This is a genomic window from Tritonibacter horizontis, assembly GCF_001518015.1.
Taxonomy (GTDB): Bacteria; Pseudomonadota; Alphaproteobacteria; order Rhodobacterales; family Rhodobacteraceae; genus Epibacterium; species Epibacterium horizontis.
Genome location: NZ_LPUY01000074.1, coordinates 1 through 17,756 on the forward strand (window position 1 = coordinate 1; position 17,756 = coordinate 17,756).

The 17,756-nt window shown below is 61.7% G+C and carries 15 protein-coding genes; 6 read left to right on the forward strand and 9 right to left on the reverse strand.

Translation table 11 applies throughout. The features are described from left to right. Positions 1-99 precede the first annotated feature (99 nt). The 4 genes from TRIHO_RS12245 to TRIHO_RS23920 form a co-directional block, all read right to left on the reverse strand. Positions 100-1,413: an HlyC/CorC family transporter gene (locus TRIHO_RS12245; protein WP_068243898.1), complete on the reverse strand. Its 1,314-nt coding sequence runs from the start codon at positions 1,411-1,413 to the stop codon at positions 100-102. A 109-nt stretch (positions 1,414-1,522) separates the two neighbouring features. Next, on the reverse strand, positions 1,523-2,482 hold the full coding sequence (locus TRIHO_RS12250) for a site-specific tyrosine recombinase XerD (protein WP_068244417.1): 960 nt from the start codon (positions 2,480-2,482) through the stop codon (positions 1,523-1,525). Positions 2,483-2,487: 5 nt separating this feature from the next. Further along, complete coding sequence (locus TRIHO_RS12255; RefSeq protein ID WP_068243901.1) at positions 2,488-4,017, reverse strand: hypothetical protein; 1,530 nt, start codon at positions 4,015-4,017, stop codon at positions 2,488-2,490. Further along, entirely contained in the window at positions 4,007-4,156 is a 150-nt protein-coding gene (locus TRIHO_RS23920; RefSeq protein WP_165595913.1) for a hypothetical protein, read from the reverse strand. The genes TRIHO_RS12255 and TRIHO_RS23920 overlap by 11 nt, the downstream gene beginning before the upstream one ends. A gap of 83 nt (positions 4,157-4,239) precedes the next feature. Between TRIHO_RS23920 and TRIHO_RS12260 the strand changes: the two genes are divergently transcribed. Both TRIHO_RS12260 and aroB read left to right on the forward strand, forming a co-directional pair. Next, positions 4,240-4,830, forward strand: a complete 591-nt coding sequence (locus TRIHO_RS12260; protein WP_068243903.1) for a shikimate kinase — start codon at positions 4,240-4,242, stop codon at positions 4,828-4,830. Beyond that, positions 4,830-5,954 (forward strand): 3-dehydroquinate synthase, encoded by a 1,125-nt coding sequence (gene aroB, locus TRIHO_RS12265; protein WP_068243906.1) that lies wholly within the window; start codon positions 4,830-4,832, stop codon positions 5,952-5,954. Before TRIHO_RS12260 ends, aroB begins: the two co-directional genes overlap by 1 nt. A 126-nt stretch (positions 5,955-6,080) precedes the next feature. On the opposite strand, the gene ssb is transcribed toward aroB, so the two are convergent. Then, positions 6,081-6,611, reverse strand: coding sequence for a single-stranded DNA-binding protein (gene ssb, locus TRIHO_RS12270; protein WP_068243908.1), 531 nt, complete (start codon positions 6,609-6,611; stop codon positions 6,081-6,083). 256 nt (positions 6,612-6,867) lie between these two features. Between ssb and TRIHO_RS12275 the strand changes: the two genes are divergently transcribed. The 4 genes from TRIHO_RS12275 (at position 6,868) to TRIHO_RS12290 (ending at position 10,802) form a co-directional block, all read left to right on the forward strand. Next, entirely contained in the window at positions 6,868-7,443 is a 576-nt protein-coding gene (locus tag TRIHO_RS12275; protein WP_068243913.1) for a lytic transglycosylase domain-containing protein, read from the forward strand. 139 nt (positions 7,444-7,582) lie between these two features. Then, positions 7,583-7,960, forward strand: coding sequence for a hypothetical protein (locus TRIHO_RS12280; protein WP_068243916.1), 378 nt, complete (start codon positions 7,583-7,585; stop codon positions 7,958-7,960). A gap of 151 nt (positions 7,961-8,111) precedes the next feature. Continuing rightward, on the forward strand, positions 8,112-9,236 hold the full coding sequence (locus tag TRIHO_RS12285; protein WP_082705129.1) for a cytochrome-c peroxidase: 1,125 nt from the start codon (positions 8,112-8,114) through the stop codon (positions 9,234-9,236). A 150-nt stretch (positions 9,237-9,386) separates the two neighbouring features. Next, positions 9,387-10,802, forward strand: a complete 1,416-nt coding sequence (locus tag TRIHO_RS12290) for a tetratricopeptide repeat-containing sulfotransferase family protein (protein ID WP_068243918.1) — start codon at positions 9,387-9,389, stop codon at positions 10,800-10,802. A gap of 198 nt (positions 10,803-11,000) precedes the next feature. Here the strand turns inward: TRIHO_RS12290 and TRIHO_RS12295 are convergent, their stop codons facing one another. From TRIHO_RS12295 to TRIHO_RS12310, 4 genes are all read right to left on the reverse strand, one after another. Next, positions 11,001-13,088 carry a dipeptide ABC transporter ATP-binding protein gene (locus TRIHO_RS12295; protein WP_068243920.1) on the reverse strand — a complete coding sequence of 696 codons (2,088 nt, stop codon included), beginning with the start codon at positions 13,086-13,088 and terminating at the stop codon, positions 11,001-11,003. Positions 13,089-13,181: 93 nt separating this feature from the next. Continuing rightward, positions 13,182-14,618, reverse strand: coding sequence for an ABC transporter permease (locus TRIHO_RS12300; protein ID WP_068243923.1), 1,437 nt, complete (start codon positions 14,616-14,618; stop codon positions 13,182-13,184). A gap of 16 nt (positions 14,619-14,634) precedes the next feature. Beyond that, complete coding sequence (locus TRIHO_RS12305; RefSeq protein ID WP_068243926.1) at positions 14,635-15,687, reverse strand: ABC transporter permease; 1,053 nt, start codon at positions 15,685-15,687, stop codon at positions 14,635-14,637. Positions 15,688-15,849: 162 nt separating this feature from the next. Then, the gene (locus tag TRIHO_RS12310) at positions 15,850-17,514 is read right to left on the reverse strand and encodes an ABC transporter substrate-binding protein (RefSeq protein WP_068243929.1); all 1,665 of its coding nucleotides are present in this window, start codon (positions 17,512-17,514) and stop codon (positions 15,850-15,852) included. Between the last annotated feature and the right edge of the window lie 242 nt (positions 17,515-17,756).

The window sequence follows — 17,756 nt, forward strand, 5'->3', positions numbered from 1 at the left end:
CCCCGCAGGGGCGCGCGGCGCCGGTCGCTTCGGGTAAAACCCGAAGCGAAATCCCTCCCTGCGACAGCGCGGAAAACAGGCGGTGTTCTGATCCTGCCCTCAGGAAATCAGGGGGCGGATTTTCAGACCTGTCACCCGGTTTCCATCACGGGCTGTGACTTCGAAACGGAAGCCATGAAAGGAAAAAACCTGCCCGACGGTGGGGATCATCTGGGCCTCATGGATGACCAGCCCGGCGACGGTATTGGCCTCGAGATCCGGCAGGTTCCAGTCCATCGCACGGTTGAGGTCCCGGATGGTGGTCGCGCCGTCGACGATGTAATTGCCATCGCCGGTCTTGCGGGCAAAGCTGCGCTCGGCCGGGTCGAATTCATCGGTGATCTCGCCAACGATCTCCTCCAGGATGTCTTCAAGCGTGATCAGCCCCTGCAGCGAGCCATATTCATCCACAACCAGCGCGAAATGGGTCCGCATCCGCAGGAACTGGCGCATCTGGTCGTCCAGCGTCGTGGTTTCGGGAATGAAGTAGGGCGGCTTGGTGACCTCGGTGATCTCGAAATCGCGCAGGGCGGAGGCATCGCCATCGGGGCCGCCGATTTTTGCATACATCTTGCGCAAAAGATCCTTGGCATGCACCACGCCGATGATGTTTTCCTGATCGTTGCGATACACCGGCAGGCGGGTATGCGAAGAGGTCAGGCATTGCTCCAGGATCGCCTCGGCATCGGCGCCGGCGTCGATCATTTCGATCTTGGACCGGTGGAGCATGATCTCTTCGACAAAGCGGTCGGACAGATCCAGCGCGCCGAGGATCCGGTCGCGATCTTCCTTCTCCACCACCCCTTCGGAATGGCCAATCTGAAGCGCGCCGACGATCTCTTCCCGGACGGCCATGATATGGCTGTCGGGATCGATCTGGACGCCAAAGATGCGCAGCACCCCCCGCACCAGCAGGCGCACGGCGCCGACGACGGGCGCCAGGATGGTCACAAGGGTTCCGATCACGGGCGCAACCGCCGCTGCGGCTTTTTCCGCGTTGGTGATGGCATAGGTCTTGGGCAGGACCTCGGCAAAGATCAGCACCAGCAGCGTCATGACGACAGTGGCCAGGGCGACGCCGCTTTCGCCAAAAATCTTTGTGAACAGGGCCGTGGCCAGCGAGGCGGCGAGAATATTCACCAGGTTGTTGCCCAGCAGAACGGAACCGATCAGCCGTTCGCTGTCTTCGGTCACCTCCAGCGCCCGTTCCGCCCCATGAGAGCCTTTATCGGCCTGGCTGCGCAGCTTGCCGCGCGAGGCCGCCGTCAGTGCGGTCTCGGAGCCGGAAAAGAACCCCGAAAGCACGAGCAGCAGGAAGATCCCACCGGTGGTAATCCAGAAAGAACTGTCGAAAATGGTCGTTGTGCTGTCCATGAGAGGTCCTGAAATACCTTCGCTTTCGTTTGGTTATGCGGCTGTCTGCGGGTGGGATCAAGCGTTGTCGGTGAGGCGGCCCCCGGATCGGGGCCAGGCGCAGGCCGGACTATCGCTCGTTGCTATCATCCGTGTTGCCCGCCAGCGGGTGATGCATGTGCACCAGCTCTGCCAGACGGGCGTCGAGCACATGGGTATAGATCTCGGTCGTTGCAATATCCGCATGACCGAGCAATGCCTGAATCGCCCGTAAATCGGCACCATTGGCCAGAAGATGGGTGGCAAAGGCATGGCGCAGCGTATGGGGGGTGACCTTTTCGGGTGACACCCCCCCGGCCACGGCCAGTTCCTTGATCAGCAGGTAAAAGCGGTGCCGGGTCAGGTGGCCTTCCTTGCTGTGGGAGGGAAACAGATGCAGCGAGGGTTTGTGACCTTTGCCTTCGCGGGCAGCCTCGTTGGTATCGCGCTGGTTCAGCCATGCGGCAAGCGCCTGGCGCGCGGGGGGCGACAGGGGCACCATCCGCTCCTTGTCTCCCTTGCCACGGATCAGCAACATCCTGGGATTGCCACGGGCGCTGGCAACCGGCAGGGACACCAGTTCGCTCACGCGCATCCCGGTGGCGTAAAGCAGCTCCATCAGGCAGGTGTTGCGGGTGCGGTCGGCGGCGGAGCGACCCACATCGCGCGCTGCTGCAAGAAGGCGGTCGACCTCTGTGATGGTCAGCGTCTTGGGGAGAGATTTCGCCCGGCCGGGCCCTTTGATCTGCAACGCGGGATTGTCGGCGCGCCAGCCTTCCTCAAAGGCGAAGCGATAGATCTGTTTGATCGACGACAGTCGGCGCGCGCGGGTTGCGCGGCTAAGGCCCTGACCATCGCACAGGATCAGATAGGCCTCAATGTCGGCCTGTTGCGCATTGGAAAACCTCATTTTTTTTGCCGAAAGCCATTGCGCGACGTCTTTCAGGTCGCGCCCGTAGGCCAGAAGCGTATTGCGCGCAGCCCCCAGTTCGGCCGCCTGCGCGTCCAGAAAGGTGGAGATCCACTGCATGTCGTCTGAGGGGGGCTGCATGGCGATCACCGGCGTGGTATCAGCAGCAGCTGCAATGCCGCACGGCGGGCGGTGTCTTCCAGCCCCATCTGGCGGAAGGCAGAGAGCGATTGGGCCACGGCGTCCAGGTTGCCATCGGCGCCGTAGGAAAAGCTCTTCATCGTCACCAGGATGGCCTCGCCAAGGCGCCCCTCGTCCAGCAGGTGTTTCTGCGGATCCGGCAAGGTGCTGTCCGGGCCAAAGGCGCGTGCAATGGTGCGCTCCAGGGCCGAGGCGGCAACAGTGGGGTCGGGCTCTCCCTGCGCCAGACTGGCCAGGAACAGCGTCGGGGCCGATTGGTCCGGCGGGTCGGCGGCGGCGGCTTCATAGGCGGGCGAGAGCAGGCGCATGTCCCAGGCGATGCGGGCGGCCTCGCCCGTCAGGGTGACCTCCGCCAGGCGCGGCGCGAACAGCTCCGCCATGATCATTTCCAGTCCGGCATCCTGCGCGGCTGTCCACAGCGCGGGCAAGGTCTTGCGGATGGCCTCTGCGCTACCGGTGCCGAGGGCGGTATCAAATCGCTGGACCGCGTCCACGCGATCCCAGATCCCGCCAGAGGCCGCAGGCTGGCGCGCGGTGAACAGGCCAAGCAGTTGGTTGGGGTTCATGGCCCGGCTGCGGGTCAGACGTTCGGCGGCTTCCAGCTGCGCCTTCCAGCCGGTGATGTCGCGCAGATCGGCGCTGGCAAAGGCGCGCGGCAGGGTGGCCGTGGGCATCGGCTCTCCGATGGCTTCGAAGATGCGAAATTCCAGCGGCGTCGGGCTGGTCGGCGAGGGCAGCGGCGGCATGCCTTCGTAGATGTCAGGATTGAGGAACCGGTCAAACAGCGACAGTTCCGGGTTCGAGATCAGCCCCAGCGCGTGAGCGGTCTCCAGCATCAGCGCCGCTGTGGGCCAATCACCACGGCGCGCCGCACAGAAAATCCGGGCGCCGTAATCCTCCATCAGATAGGGATCCGCGGTCAGCGCCGCACAGCTGCGGTCCTCATCACCGTTCAGCAGGGTGGCATCAAACCAGCGCGCGAAGCGGTCGGGAGTGGCTGTCGGGCCGGCCTCCTGCACAAGCGCCTGAACCGGGTCAGTGGCGCCGATGTCGCGCAGGCGGTCCAGCCGGGCCAGCAGGACCAGATCGTTGTCGTCAAACGGCGGTCGCGCCTCGGTCAGCAACAGCGTCATCAGCAGCGACTGCAGGGCCGGCAGGGTGTCGACGGAAACGTCGCGGATCAGATCGGCGAGGCGCTGCGGCGGGCTGCCCTGCCACAGGGTCACGGGCAGACCCGTACGGTTTTGAGAGACCAGACCGACCGGCGGCAGGAGCCGCTCCAGCGGGGTGACGGTGATGTCGGGCCCATGGGCGGATTGCGCCACCGGGGGTTCCAGCAACAAGGTGGCGGGCAGGTTTTCCGATGAGCTGCCGGAGGCCAGCCAGTCGATGGCATTCAGCGGATCGCTGCCCCAGCCCGGACTGGCGAACAGCACAAAACCGGCAAGAGCCAGAGCTGCAGATCTAGTCGGCATTGAGCACGACAGGTTTGCGCACTTCTGCGGCCGGAGCCGAGAAATCCGCGCCGAACCAGGGGCCGATATAAGCATATGCCACCAGCGCAATCGCTGCCAGAAGAATGAGGATCGCCAAGTATTTTGCCAAACGTGCCATGGGTGTCCCGGTGCCTGCTTCTTTGCCTGTTTTACGAGTTTTATATATGGCCTTTTCGGCAATATCACGTCATTCACGGAAGAATGAGCGAAAAAGACCAAATCACCGGCACGGTGGCAGAAAGTTGCGTGCCTGGGACCTTGAGGAAGACAATCGTGCTGGTCGGCATGATGGGGGCTGGCAAAACCGCCGTCGGCCGGGCCCTGGCCGCGCGCCTGAAGGTGCCGTTTCTGGACAGTGACCACGAGATCGAAACCGCCGCGAATATGTCGATCCCGGAGATTTTCGCCCGCGATGGCGAGCCTTTTTTTCGCGAAAAGGAATATCAGGTCATCTGCCGTCTGCTGAAAGAAGAATGCGGTATCTTGTCAACCGGAGGCGGGGCCTTTCTTGCGCCGCGCAATCGAAAGGTGATTTCCGAGACCGGCGTGGCGGTCTGTCTGCAGGCGGATCTGGACGTGTTGTGGAAACGGGTGAAGGGGCGCGACAGCCGTCCGTTGTTGCGCTCAAACAACCCCTACCAAACGCTGACCGACCTTTATAACGCCCGCGTGCCGATCTATGCGCAGGCGGATCTGGTTGTGGCCTCGGACGGGCAGGTCTCGATCGAGGCGATGGTGGACCGGGTGCTGGAGGCCTTGTCGGCCCGCCCTGATGTGCTGGAGAAGAGCTAATGGAACGGATCGTTCATGTCCCACTGGGGGATCGTGCCTATGACGTTGTCATTGGGCCGGATTTGGTGGCGCGCGCCGGGCACTGGATTGCACCGCTGTTGCGGCGCCCGAAGGTGGCCGTTCTGACCGATGAGACGGTCGCGGCGCTGCATCTGGACGCGCTGCGGGCCGGGCTTGCGCGCGAGGGCATCGAAATGGAGGCCCTGGCCCTGCCAGCCGGCGAAAGCACCAAGGGCTGGCCCCAGTTCACCCGTGCGGTGGAGTGGTTGCTGGAAAAGAAAGTGGAGCGCGGCGATGTCGTGGTCGCCTTTGGCGGCGGCGTCATTGGCGACCTTGCCGGGTTCGCCGCCGCTGTCCTGCGTCGCGGAGTGCGGTTCGTGCAGATCCCGACCTCGCTGCTGGCGCAGGTGGACAGTTCCGTGGGCGGCAAGACCGGGATCAACGCGCCCCAGGGCAAGAACCTGATCGGGGCCTTTCATCAGCCAACGCTGGTGCTGGCCGATACCGCTGTCCTTGGGACATTGACCAAACGCGATTTCCTTGCCGGTTACGGTGAAGTCGTCAAATATGGCCTGCTGGGCGATGCGGCTTTCTTTGACTGGCTTGAGGTCAACGCGCCGGCGATGGCGGCGGGCGATATGGCCCTGCGGGTCGAAGCGGTGGCGCGGTCGGTGCAGATGAAGGCGGATATCGTGGTGCGCGACGAGACGGAACAGGGGGACCGGGCGTTGCTGAACCTTGGTCACACCTTCTGTCACGCGCTGGAGGCGGCCACCGGATATGGCAATCGGCTGATGCATGGCGAGGGTGTCGCCATTGGCTGCGCACTGGCGTTTGAACTCTCGGCCCGGCTGGGTCTGTGCAGTCAGGAAGAACCAAGCCGGGTACGCGCCCATCTGAAGGCGATGGGAATGAAGACGGACCTGCGCGATATCGACGGCGATTTGCCCTCGGCGGCCGAGTTGGTCAATTTGATGGGGCAGGACAAAAAGGTGGTCGACGGGCAATTGCGGTTCATTTTGGCACGCGGCATCGGCACGGCCTTTGTGACCGGCGACGTGCCGCCCGCGGCGGTGACGTCGGTGCTGGAGGCTGCCCTGGCCGAACGCGGCCCCTCGGCCTAGGGCCAGACGCGGCGGCGGCGCCTTCGCCGCCCCCCCGACCGGTGAGGTCAAACAAGAAACCCGGCCGCTGCATGCGACCGGGTTTTTCGTTTGTCTTTGTCGCAGGCGCATGGGCCTGCGGAAGCTTCAGAACGGGATTTCGTCGTCGTCGATGTTCTGCGAGGGACCACCGCCGCCAAAGCCGCCGCCCTGGTTGCCGCCACCCTGATTGCCACCGCCGTAGCCACCGCCACCGCCGCCACCATAGCCGCCACCGTAGTCACCGCCCTGGTCGCCGCCGCCGCCAAAGCCACCGCCGCCTTCACCACGGCCGTCGAGCATGGTCAGCGTGGAGCCGAAGCCCTGCAGCACGATCTCGGTTGAATAGCGATCCTGACCGTTTTGATCCTGCCATTTGCGGGTCTGCAGCTGGCCTTCGATATAGACCTTCGATCCTTTCTTCAGATATTGCTCGGCCACGCGGACCAGGCCTTCGCTGAAGATCGCGACCGAATGCCATTCGGTTTTCTCGCGGCGTTCGCCAGTGTTGCGATCCTTCCAGTTCTCAGATGTGGCAATGCGCAGATTGCACACCTTGCCGCCGTTCTGGAAACTGCGGATTTCCGGGTCGCGGCCCAGATTTCCGATGATCATTACCTTGTTCAGGGAGCCGGCCATATGGGTCCTGTCCTTTGTTTCTTTCTATCACGTGAGCGTCTGCGACGGGTCGCCTGGAGGGATGTCGAATCCCATCCGTTGCCTGGGCGTTACAGTAGCGGCACCGGCTGGGCGATGAAAGAGCAGGAGCGGACAGGATCCACCCGCAGGGGTGGCATTTTTTCGAACGTGTCGCGAGATGAACCGGAATTCTTCCATTTCGCGACAACTTCACTATATTGCCCTCATCCGAGGCCACAGATGTACCCAAGACCTGATGCGACGCCTGATCCCCGCTGCCCTGTTCCTGTCCGCCTGTGCAACGCCTTTGGCGGCTGCGGACCTGTTCAAGAACTCTGACAAACGCAAGGCCTTTGCCGCGCAGACGAAATTTCTCGATACGCGGGCTGCCAGCCAGTACCAGAATTCCGAACGACTGAAACCTGATAGCCTGAAAGACGACGTTCTGCCCATCTACAGTGGCAGCTATCGAGGAGAGTTCCTCGAAGTGGCGCGCAGTGCTGCCCGGGCCAATGGGGTGCCGGAGGACCTGTTCTTGCGACTGGTCCAGCAGGAAAGCAACTGGAACCCGGTGGCCGAATCGCACAAAGGCGCGCTGGGGCTGGCGCAACTGATGCCCACGACGGCGTCGTTGCTGGGGGTGGATCCTCTTGTTCCGGCTGAAAATCTGCGCGGGGGGGCCAAATACCTTGCCCAGCAGTACCGCAAGTTCGGATCCTGGCGGCTGGCGCTGGCGGCTTATAATGCCGGCCCGGAAGCGGTGCGAAAATACGGTGGCGTGCCGCCATTCGAGGAAACCCAGACCTATGTGCGCCGGATCCTGGGCAGCTAGGGGCAGGCAAACCTGCTGCGGCTGAAATTTCCTGTGGATAGATCCCGAAGATTAACCATTTGCCTCTGCGGCTTCGTTAACCGGTCATTAATTTGCCTTAATGAGAGGTAAATTTCCTCCGCAACATGGAGGGACAGTGGTGAGTGGGAAAACGTTTGAAGGGCAGGTGGCGCGGATGGGTTGGGTCCCCGGCGCAGAGCCCCGCCCGGAACTGGTGGAGGCGATTCTGCGCCACCATGGCAAGCCGGTGGCGCTGCGCGACATTACACCGACGGTGCTGGGCGTTTGTGTCGGCGCCTTGATCGGATTGCTGATCAAGGGTTTGGCGTTGGCAACGCTGCCCTGGGGGGCGGACGGCGGCTGGTTGGGAATGCTGGCGGGACTTATGGCGCTTTTGGGCGGGCTGATGTCTGTCGCAGGGGCGGTCTTTGCGGCGATGGTCAGCCGGCGGCATCCGGTGTTGATGCAGTTTGCCTCGGTCAATCTGCTGACGCTGTTGATTGTGATCTATGTCTAGCAGCGGCGTGCGCATGGCCCGCTGACATGGCCTGTCGGCGGCAGGTCGGGCAGGGGCGCGGACAGGTCGGGCATTTGCCGCGTCTCTGCTGTCTGGAAAACAGGCGGCGGCTGCGCTAGACAACGACCCTGACAAACGGAGTCCCCGAGGCATGGTCTTTCGCGCAGCTGTCTGTTTCACCTTTCTGGCAACCTCTGCGACCTCTGTCGTGGCTGGGGAGCTTGCGACTGCCGTTGCGCTTGGCGAGGCATTGTTTTTCGAGACAGCGCTTTCGGCCAATGGAACCCAGTCCTGTGCCAGCTGTCATGACCCCAATGCCGGTTTTGTCGACCCGCGCCGGGAGGCTGACGGCGCCTTTTCGCGCGGCGATGATGGCGTGTCCCTGGGCACGCGCCATGCGCCGTCGGCGGCCTATGCGGCGCTGTCGCCCGCCTTTCACCGCAATGACGAGGGCGATTGGGTCGGGGGGCAATTCTGGGACGGGCGCGCGGCGGATCTGGCAGCCCAGGCAGGTGGGCCGATCCTCAACCCGATCGAGCTTGGCCTGACAAGCGAGGCCGAGGCGGTGGCGCGGCTCGCGGAGAATGCCGATTACGTTGCCGCCTTTGACGCGATCTACGGCGTGGACATCCCCCAGGACGCCGCCGGGGGATTTGCCGCCCTGACCGCTGCCCTGGCGACCTTTGAACAAAGTGCTGAATTTCAGCCCTTTGACAGCAAGTACGACCGGTTCCTGCGCGGCGAGATTGACCTCAGCCCAGAAGAAGAGCTGGGGCGGCTGTTGTTCTTTTCCGAGCAATTCACCAACTGCAACCAATGCCACCAGCTGCAGCGAAGCGCCATCGACCCGGCCGAGCCCTTCACCGATTTCCGCTACCACAACATCGGGGTGCCCGCGAACCTTGTGGCGCGGAGGGAAAACGGTGTTGACGCCAACTGGGTCGACAATGGTCTGCTCGACAATCCGTTGGTGGATGACCCCGGCGCACGCGGTGCGTTCAAGACGCCGACCCTGCGCAACGTCGCGGTGACGGCGCCCTATATGCACAATGGTGTGTTTCAGGACCTGCGCACGGTCGTGGCCTTCTATAACAAATACAATAGCAACGCCCCGTCAGCCCAGATCAACCCGGAGACAAACGCCCCCTGGGGTGCGCCGCCGGTGCCCGAGACAATTGCGACCGAAGAGCTGACCCATGGGCCTGCTCTGGATGCGCGCCGGATCGACGCATTGGTGGCGTTCTTGCGCACGTTGACGGACGCCAGATACGAGTGATCTGGCCAAATTGGGCGCGCGCGAAGCACAACCAAGGCGGGTTTGCGTGAATTTCCAAGAAAAAGACACAATTTTGAACCAACCGATTTACCGGGGGTTCACTTCTCTGCCGCAGGGTCGGGCGCATCGTTATAGAAGGGCGAACGTTACATGCTGGTAGAAAACAGCCAAATTCCCGATGCCTTGAGCGAGGCATTCGCAACCGTCGACGGACTGATGTCCACGGGCAAATATGCGCAATCTCTCAGCGTGATGTTGCCCTATGTCAAGTCTGGTGAACTTGATCTGCGGCTGCTTGAACGCACCGCCGACTGTTTTTATGAAATGCGTGACTTTGACAATGCGATCAATGTCATGAAGCATATCACCGACAGTCACCCCGAAGATGCCGCCAGCTGGGGCAAACTGGGTCTGATGCTGCAGAGCAATGGCGAACTGAGCGATGCCGCGACGGCGTTCGAGCAGGTGCTGCAACAGGATCCGAACTCCATCCCCGCCCTGACGGCCCTGAACGGGATCGAGACTTTTTCGGTCGACAGCCTTTATGCACAACGCCTGCTTTCGCTGTCTGAACGTGACGATCTGGCCGCGAGCCATCGCGCGCTGGTGCATCATGCGCTGGCTCAGATTGCCCATGCCGCAGGCGAGACATCGGTCGCCTACACGCTGTTCCAATCGTCCCGACAGGAAGTCGGGGGCACGTTTGTCCCTGCGATCTTTGACGAAATGGTTCAGGAACAAGAGCAACTGTTCGAGCCGCGCATTGAAACAGGCGACACGGCCGATCTGCCAAAGATCGTCTTTGTGGGTGGGATGCCAATGGCGGGCACCGGGCTGGTGAACCGCATCCTGTCGAAACATTCCAACGTGTTCAGCGTCGGCGAAACCACCGCGCTCTCGCGTACCCATGGCGCCATCCGCATGCATCTGGCCAAGACAGATCGCCCCTGCAACTATTGGGACTGGCTGGACCAGCTGACTGCTGAAGAGATCGACATCTTCCGTCAGTATTATCTGGAACGCGCGCTGGGGGGCCAGGCTGCCGGTTGCAAGACCATTGTCGACGCCCACCCGCTGGGCTGTCTTGAATTCGGGCTGGCACAGATTCTGTTCCCCGAGGCCAAATTCGTCTTTATGTCGCGTCATCCGCTGGACACCGCTCTGGCCAATGTCGCGTCCAATGTGCTCAACGGCAATGGGCTCGCCTCGCGGGCAGATTGGATCGCTCAGGCCACCCGCGCGGTCTATTCCTCGGCCACGCATTATGCGGGCAAGCTGGGCGACGCCATGCATATGCAATCTTACGAGGCGCTGGTGCAGAGCCCCGACAGTGAGATCGCCAAGCTGCTGGAGCATTCAGGACTGGATTTCCAGGAGGCCTGCCTGACGCCGAACCCGCTGTGTGTGATCGACAATGTCGCCGCCAAGCTGGGCCACGAGGAATTGTCACCTGACACGCAGGGGCATTGGAAAACCTACGAGGCAGAGCTGGCTCCGGTTGCCGAGGCCCTTGGCGGGGACCGTTGGATTTCCGCATGGGAAACCTTTGACGAGGCGCTGCGCTAAACCGTCATCGCCCTTCTGTGATCTGGCCGCTCGACCGGCGTCGGCGGAGGTTTCCGTCGGATCGCCCGAAGCAATGGATCAAAAAGCTGCCCTGCCGGATCTGGCGGGGCAGCTTTTTGCCGTTCTCAGCGGCGTGGGGCGGCAAGTGTGGTGCCCGTCAGCGCCGCGACGGGACAGGGCGCCGCGGTCGCACCCAGGTCATTCGGCTGCGATCTTGATCACCGGCTCCATGCTGTTCAGGTCCGCGTCGCTCAGATGGCATTTGATCTGATGACCGTTTGCAAGGCTGCGGATGGGGGGCACGTCGGTCTCGCACAGCCCGCCGGGCACTTTTGATTTCCAGCGACAGCGGGTCTGGAAGGGGCAGCCGGGCGGTGGATTCATCGCCGAGGGAATGTCGCCCTCCAGCACGATATGTGTTTTCTCGATCGAGGTGTCGGCAATTGGTACGGCCGACAACAGGGCCTCGGTATAGGGGTGATAGGGCGGCGAAAAGACCTGATCCGTATCGCCGAGTTCGACCACATGGCCGAGATACATCACCATCACCCGGTCCGACAGATAGCGCACGATCGACAGATCGTGGCTGATGAACAGCAAGGTGGTTTTTTCCTTGCGCTGGATTTCCATCAACAGGTCGGTGACCGCGGCCTGAACCGACACATCCAATGCGGAGACAGGTTCGTCCGCCACCACGATCCGCGCCCCACCGGCAAAGGCGCGGGCAATGCCGACCCGCTGTTTCTGCCCACCAGAAAGCTGTCGCGGCATCCGGTCGGCAAAGGCGCGCGGCAGTTTCACCAGATCCAGCAGCTCCAGCATCCGCTCTTTGCGCTCCACGTCGTTGTTGCCAATGCCAAAGACATCCAGCGCACGGATGATCTGCCGCCCCACCGTCATCGACGGGTTGAGCGTGTCAAAGGGGTTCTGAAACACCATCTGCACATCGGCAATGGTGCCCGCATCGCGCGCCTGGATCGGGATCTGTTCAATATTGCGATTGTCGAGCAGGATCTCGCCTTCGGTTGCGGTCTCCAGCCCCATCAGGACCTTGGCAAAGGTGGATTTGCCGCAGCCGGACTCGCCGACGATGGCGAGTGTTTCGGATTCGCGGGCTTCGAAACTCAGCGTTTCGTTCGCCTTTACGACCTTGGTGGCGCCCCCCCCAAATAACGCATTGGCCGCGACCTCGTAGTATTTCTTCAGCCCGTCTATCTTCAGGACCACGCGTCCGGGTTCGTTTTTCTGCTTCTGCGCGCCCAGGGTCAGCGGCGCGGACCAGTCGATGTCCTGAAAACGGACGCAGCGGGTGTGGTGGCGTTCGTTGTCGGGAACGCTCACCATCGCGATATCGCCCGCGTCACAGCGTCCGGCCACGAAAAAGTCGCAGCGCGGGCCAAAATTGCAGCCTCTGGGCCGTTCATGCGGCAGGGGGAAATTGCCGGGAATGGCCACCAGCGGGCGGCTGTTCTTGTCCGCGCCGGGCAGGGGGATCGACCGGAACAGCGCCTGCGTATAGGGGTGGCGCATCTCGTCAAAAACATCCTCGATGGAGCCACGCTCCACCGCCTCGCCGGAATACATCACGCAGATCCGGTCACAGGTTTCCAGCACCAGCCCGAGGTTGTGCGAAATGAACAGCATCGATGTGCCGTATTTCTTGCCAAGATCCTTGACCAGCTCGACCACGGCGGCCTCGACCGTCACATCGAGCGCGGTGGTCGGTTCGTCCAGGATCAACAGCGAGGGTTTCGACATCAACGCCATGGCGATGACGATCCGTTGCTGCTGACCACCCGACAGTTGGTGCGGGTAGGAGGACAGGATGCGTTTGGGGTCCGGCAGTTTCACATCCGTGACCACCTCGAGCGCGCGGGCAAAGGCCTCTTTTTCGCTGACGCCTTCGTGGATCATCGGCACTTCCATCAGTTGCTTGCCGATCTTCATCGCCGGGTTGAGCGAGGCCATCGGCTCCTGATAGATCATCGCGATCTCGTTGCCGCGCACGTCGCGCAGCTCCTCGGCGGTCATGTCCGACAGGTCCTGGCCCTTGAACTTGATCGAGCCGCCGACGATCCGGCCGTTTTTGCCGAGATCCTGCATCACGCCCAGCGCCACGGTGGATTTGCCGCAACCGGATTCGCCGACCAGCCCGACCGCTTCGCCCGGTTGCACGGAGACGGAGAAATCCATCACCGCCGGGATTTCGCGCAGGCGGGTGAAAAAGGAGATGGACAGTTTGTCGATCTCCAGGATCGGGCCGTCGTAATCTGCAAGTTTGCTCATCTTCGTCTCCCTGGTGGACCATCCGAAACAGCTGGGTCGGTCTGGGCCAGAATACCTTGGGCGGCGGCCGGGACGGGCCCGGCCGAGTGCATATCAGTCTTTCAGGCTCTCTTCGCGCAGGCCATCGGCCAGCAGGTTCAGCCCCAAAACCAGGCTCATCAACGCCACCGCAGGCGGCAAGGCAGGGTGCAGGTAGATCCGCAGCAGCTTGCGCCCGTCATTGATGGTCGAGCCCCAGTCCGGGCTTTCGGGGGGCAGACCCAGGCCGAAGAAGCCAAGCGTGCCAAGCAGGATGGTGGTGTAGCCGATGCGCAGGCAGAAATCGACGATCAGCGGACCGCGCACATTCGGCAGAATTTCCCAGAGCATGATATACCAGGGCCGTTCGCCACGGGTCTGGGCGGCGGCCACGTAGTCGCGCGTCTTGATGTCCATGGCGAGGCCCCGCACGATGCGGAACACGGTCGGCGAATTCACAAACACCACAGAGACAAACACCACCAGCACACCGCCGGGGACCTCAAAGAAATCCAGCGGCCAAAAGTCGATCTTGGACCCGGCGGAGTTGATCAGCGACATATAGGTCAGAAAGATCGGCAGCAGCACGACCGCCAGCCAGATCCGGTTTTTACCGGGCTGGGTGCGGAACCGCGAGTGGATCAGCACCGCGCAGAACACCAGCGGAAAGGCAAAGAGCACCACCGCCATGAACTGCGGCAAACCGGTCGCCACGATCTCTGGTGTGACGAGGAGGTAGAACAACAAGATGACCGGAAAGGCCAGGATCAGGTTCGCAATGAACGACAGCGCCGTGTCGAGGCGCCCGCCATAATAACCAGCAGGCAGGCCCAGCGTGATCCCGACCATAAAGGCAAAGAGCGTCGCGAGGGGGGCATATTTCAGAACCTCGCCCGCGCCTTTGACCACGCGGGAAAAGACATCCCGCGCCAGGTTGTCGCCGCCCAGAAGATACCAGGCATAGTCCCCCTCATCCGCGCCCCGGACCGGCGTGCCGGGGACCTTGTTTTTCATGCCGGAGATCTGCCCAAGCGGATCATGGGTGGCAATCAGGTCCAGCGCGCCGAACAGGCCGGTGAAGACCCAGAACATCACCAGGGCAAAGCCGATCATGCCAATCGGGCTGTCAAAAAGCTTGCCATAGAGACCAAGCCGGCGTTTGAAGCTGACCGACAGGCCAAAGAGCAGCAGCAATGCCACCCAGGTTGGCAGCAACTGGCGCGATATTGCGCCCAGGATGCCAGCGTCGCTTCCCAGGATCAGCCCCAACACGACATAGGCCAGCGCGAGGGCCGCCACCAAGAGACAGCTGAATTTTACGCCAAGCCCTGCTATCGCCTGCGGGTTGCCGGCCAGTGTCATTGTGCCATCCGCGTTGGCGACATGGCGCGTTCCGGCGGTGAGGATGCTGAGCAGCATCCAGATCACAAGAGCCGCGGCCATCGCCACAAGTGCAATCGCGAAGATCATGTTGAGAAAGGCGAGCGAGCCCGTCCATGTCAAAGGGTCCATGAGATGCCTCCCTGCCTTAGGAAATTCGAATACGGGGGTTCAGGAACACATAGCCGATATCGGCAATGAGCTGTGTCAGCAGAACCACGATGACGGAGACAACGGAGATTGCCAGCAGCAGCTCGATGTCATTGTTGCTTGCAGCTTCGACCAGCGCCCAGCCGAAGCCTTTGTAGTTGAACAGGGTTTCGACGATCACGACGCCATTCAACAGCCAGGGAAACTGCAGCATGATAACGGTAAACGGCGCGATCAGCGCATTGCGCAGGGCGTGTTTCAGCACGATGTTGGGGAAACTCACCCCTTTGAGCCGCGCCGTGCGCACATATTGCGCTGTCATGACCTCTGTCATCGAGGCGCGGGTCATGCGGGCGATATAGCCCATGCCATAAAGCGCGATGGTCAGCACCGGCAAAAAGAAATTTTCAAAGGTCGGGTTTTCCATCGCGGCGGTGGCGGTGCCCTTGAACCAGTTGAGCCCCACCGTGGTCGAGGCAAAAACCGCGATAAAGATCACACCCGATACATATTCCGGCGTCGCGGTGGTCATGATCGACAGGGTGGAGAGCGACCGGTCCATGGCGGAGCCTTCGCGCATGCCTGCCAGCACTCCGACGATCAGCGCCGAGGGGATCATCAGGATCAGCACCCACATCATCAGATAGCCGGTATTGCCGAGCCGCGTCTGGATGATATCCCCGACGCCAGTCTTGAAACGGGTGGAATAGCCCCAGTCGCCCTGAAGGATGCCGCAGAACCGGGGCGCATCGGCGGCCACCTCCGGCGGCACGGTGCCGGTCACGCAGCGGCCGCTGACGCCTGCGTCGCTGACATAGGTCCAGCCCGGCACCACGCCCAGCCACTGGCCGTATTTGACGGCCATCGGTTGACCGTAACCGTTTTTGTTCAGCCAGCTGGCGACGGCCTCGTCCGACATGCGAAAGTTGCCTTCGGTCTTGGCGAGCTTTTCCAGGTTCGGGTAGAGATTTGTCAGAAAGAACACGATGAACGTCAGGCACAACGCCGTCATGATCATCACGCCCGTGCGACGCAATATGAATAGTCCCATGTGATCCCCTGCAGACTGGCGGTCGGCTGGCCCTGAATGGTGCCGAAACTGGGCATTCCGGATCGGGGGCCGTCTTGTTCTTGTTTTTGTTTGGTCTTTCAGGGCTGCCCCAGGCCCGAGAGCAAGAGGGGCAACCCAGGATTATCGGGTGGTTGGCACGGCTTAGGCCGCCCAACCCCATTTGTAGTGATGGTGCTCGTAAGAGATATGCATATCGGCGCCGCTGACGCCCTCGCGCATGTGACGGAACAGGGATTTCCAGTAGGGCTGGATGGTCACCCCTTCTTCCTGGATCAGCGCCTGACCCTTGGCGACAACTTCGCGGCGCTTGTCCACATCCGCGATGGCCAGAGCTTCGGTCAGCAGCGCATCGAATTCCGGGTTCGACCAGCCGAATTCGTTCCAGGCCTCGCCAGAGCGATAGGCCAGCGCCCAGATCTGCACGCCCAAGGGACGGTGGTTCCAGTTGGTGGAGCTGAACGGATATTTGGTCCAGTCATTCCAGAAGGTGGAGCCCGGCAGCACGGTCCGTTTCACCTTGAAGCCCGCGTCGCGCAGCTGCGCGGCGACCGCATCGGTGGTGTTCTTGCGCCAGTCGTCGTCGATGGAGATGATCTCGTGTTCGAAATCCATCATCCCGGCTTCTTCCATCAGGGCACGTGCACCTTCGGGGTCGGCTTCTTTCTTTGGCAGCTCGGCATATTCCGGGTGGGCCGGACCGACATGGTGGTTTTCCGCGACCACACCCCGGTTGCCATAGCCCAGTTCCAGACAGATGTTGTTGTCGACGGCCATATTGATTGCCTGACGGACGCGTTTGTCCGCATATGGCGTCTTGCCGTCGATTTCTGCCAATTGGTTCGGGCGCACGACGATGGTGGCCATGGTCACGACTTCGGATTTCACAAAGCCCAGCGCGTCCATCACGTCGATGAATTCACCAACGGATTCATAGAGCATGTCGACTTCTTCGGATTCCAGCGCGGACAGCCACGAGGATGGATCGGTGCCAAAGTCGATGTATTCGATGGTATCCAGCGCCGGTTTGCCAAAGACCGCTTCGCCCCACCATGTGTGGTCTTCGTTGCGGGTCAGAACGCATTTCACGCCAACTTCGAGTTCCGAAATCAGATAGGGGCCGGTGCCGACCGCATTCTGCGCATCATCGGCAGAGAAGCTGGCATGGGTGATGGCGGCGGGATAGTCCGCCATGCCGGGGATGATGGAAATGTCAGAGGTCGGCAGCTTCAGCTTTACCGTGTGGCTGTCCACCACTTCGATGGCGCCATCGAGGGCCGTCCCGGTGTCAGGGTCGATCAGGCTGCTGAAACGGCCGGCCATGGAGTTGCCTTCCATGTCCTTGTCGCACCAGCCGATGATGTTCCGCGCCACATCTTCGGCTGTGAAGTCGTCGCCATTGTTCCACTTGACGCCCTGGCGCACGTTCAACGTGTATTCGTCGGCGGCATCGTTGACTTCCCAGCTCTCCAGAAGCATCGGCGTGAAGCTCCCGTCGTTGTTGTATTCGACGAGATATTCCAGGGTGCCGCGCGATTCGTTGCCGATCTCGGACCAGTCATAGGTGCGCGGATCTTTCAGGCCACGGACGTTCATCTGGACACGCAGGGTGCCGCCATCCTGCATTTCGGTTGCAGCGCGTGCTGGGGCGGCGAGACCGATCATGCCATAGGCTGCTGTCGCCGAGACACCCAAAGCTGTGGCGCGAGTCAGAAACTCGCGACGTGAGATCTTGCCGGTCTTAAGTTCCTGCGCATGCATTTCTGCCGCCCAATGGGGGGACGCGCTCTTGTGTTTGGTGGTGGTCATTGATTTCTCCCGGTTCCAGACCGTCGTTGTGCGGGTCTCCTCGGATACGAGACCCCGCGCCGCGGGCTATTGGTATCATGTTGAGATAGTTGACTAGTCACAGGGTATCTCGACTTTCCCATACGGCAATAGTTCCGCCATCAGGTCAATGCACAGTATCGACACCATGAAGTAAAAAAACGACATCCAGGCTGTCGCGATTGAGAAAACGACACTTCTGTACAGTTTTCGCGGTCCGTTTG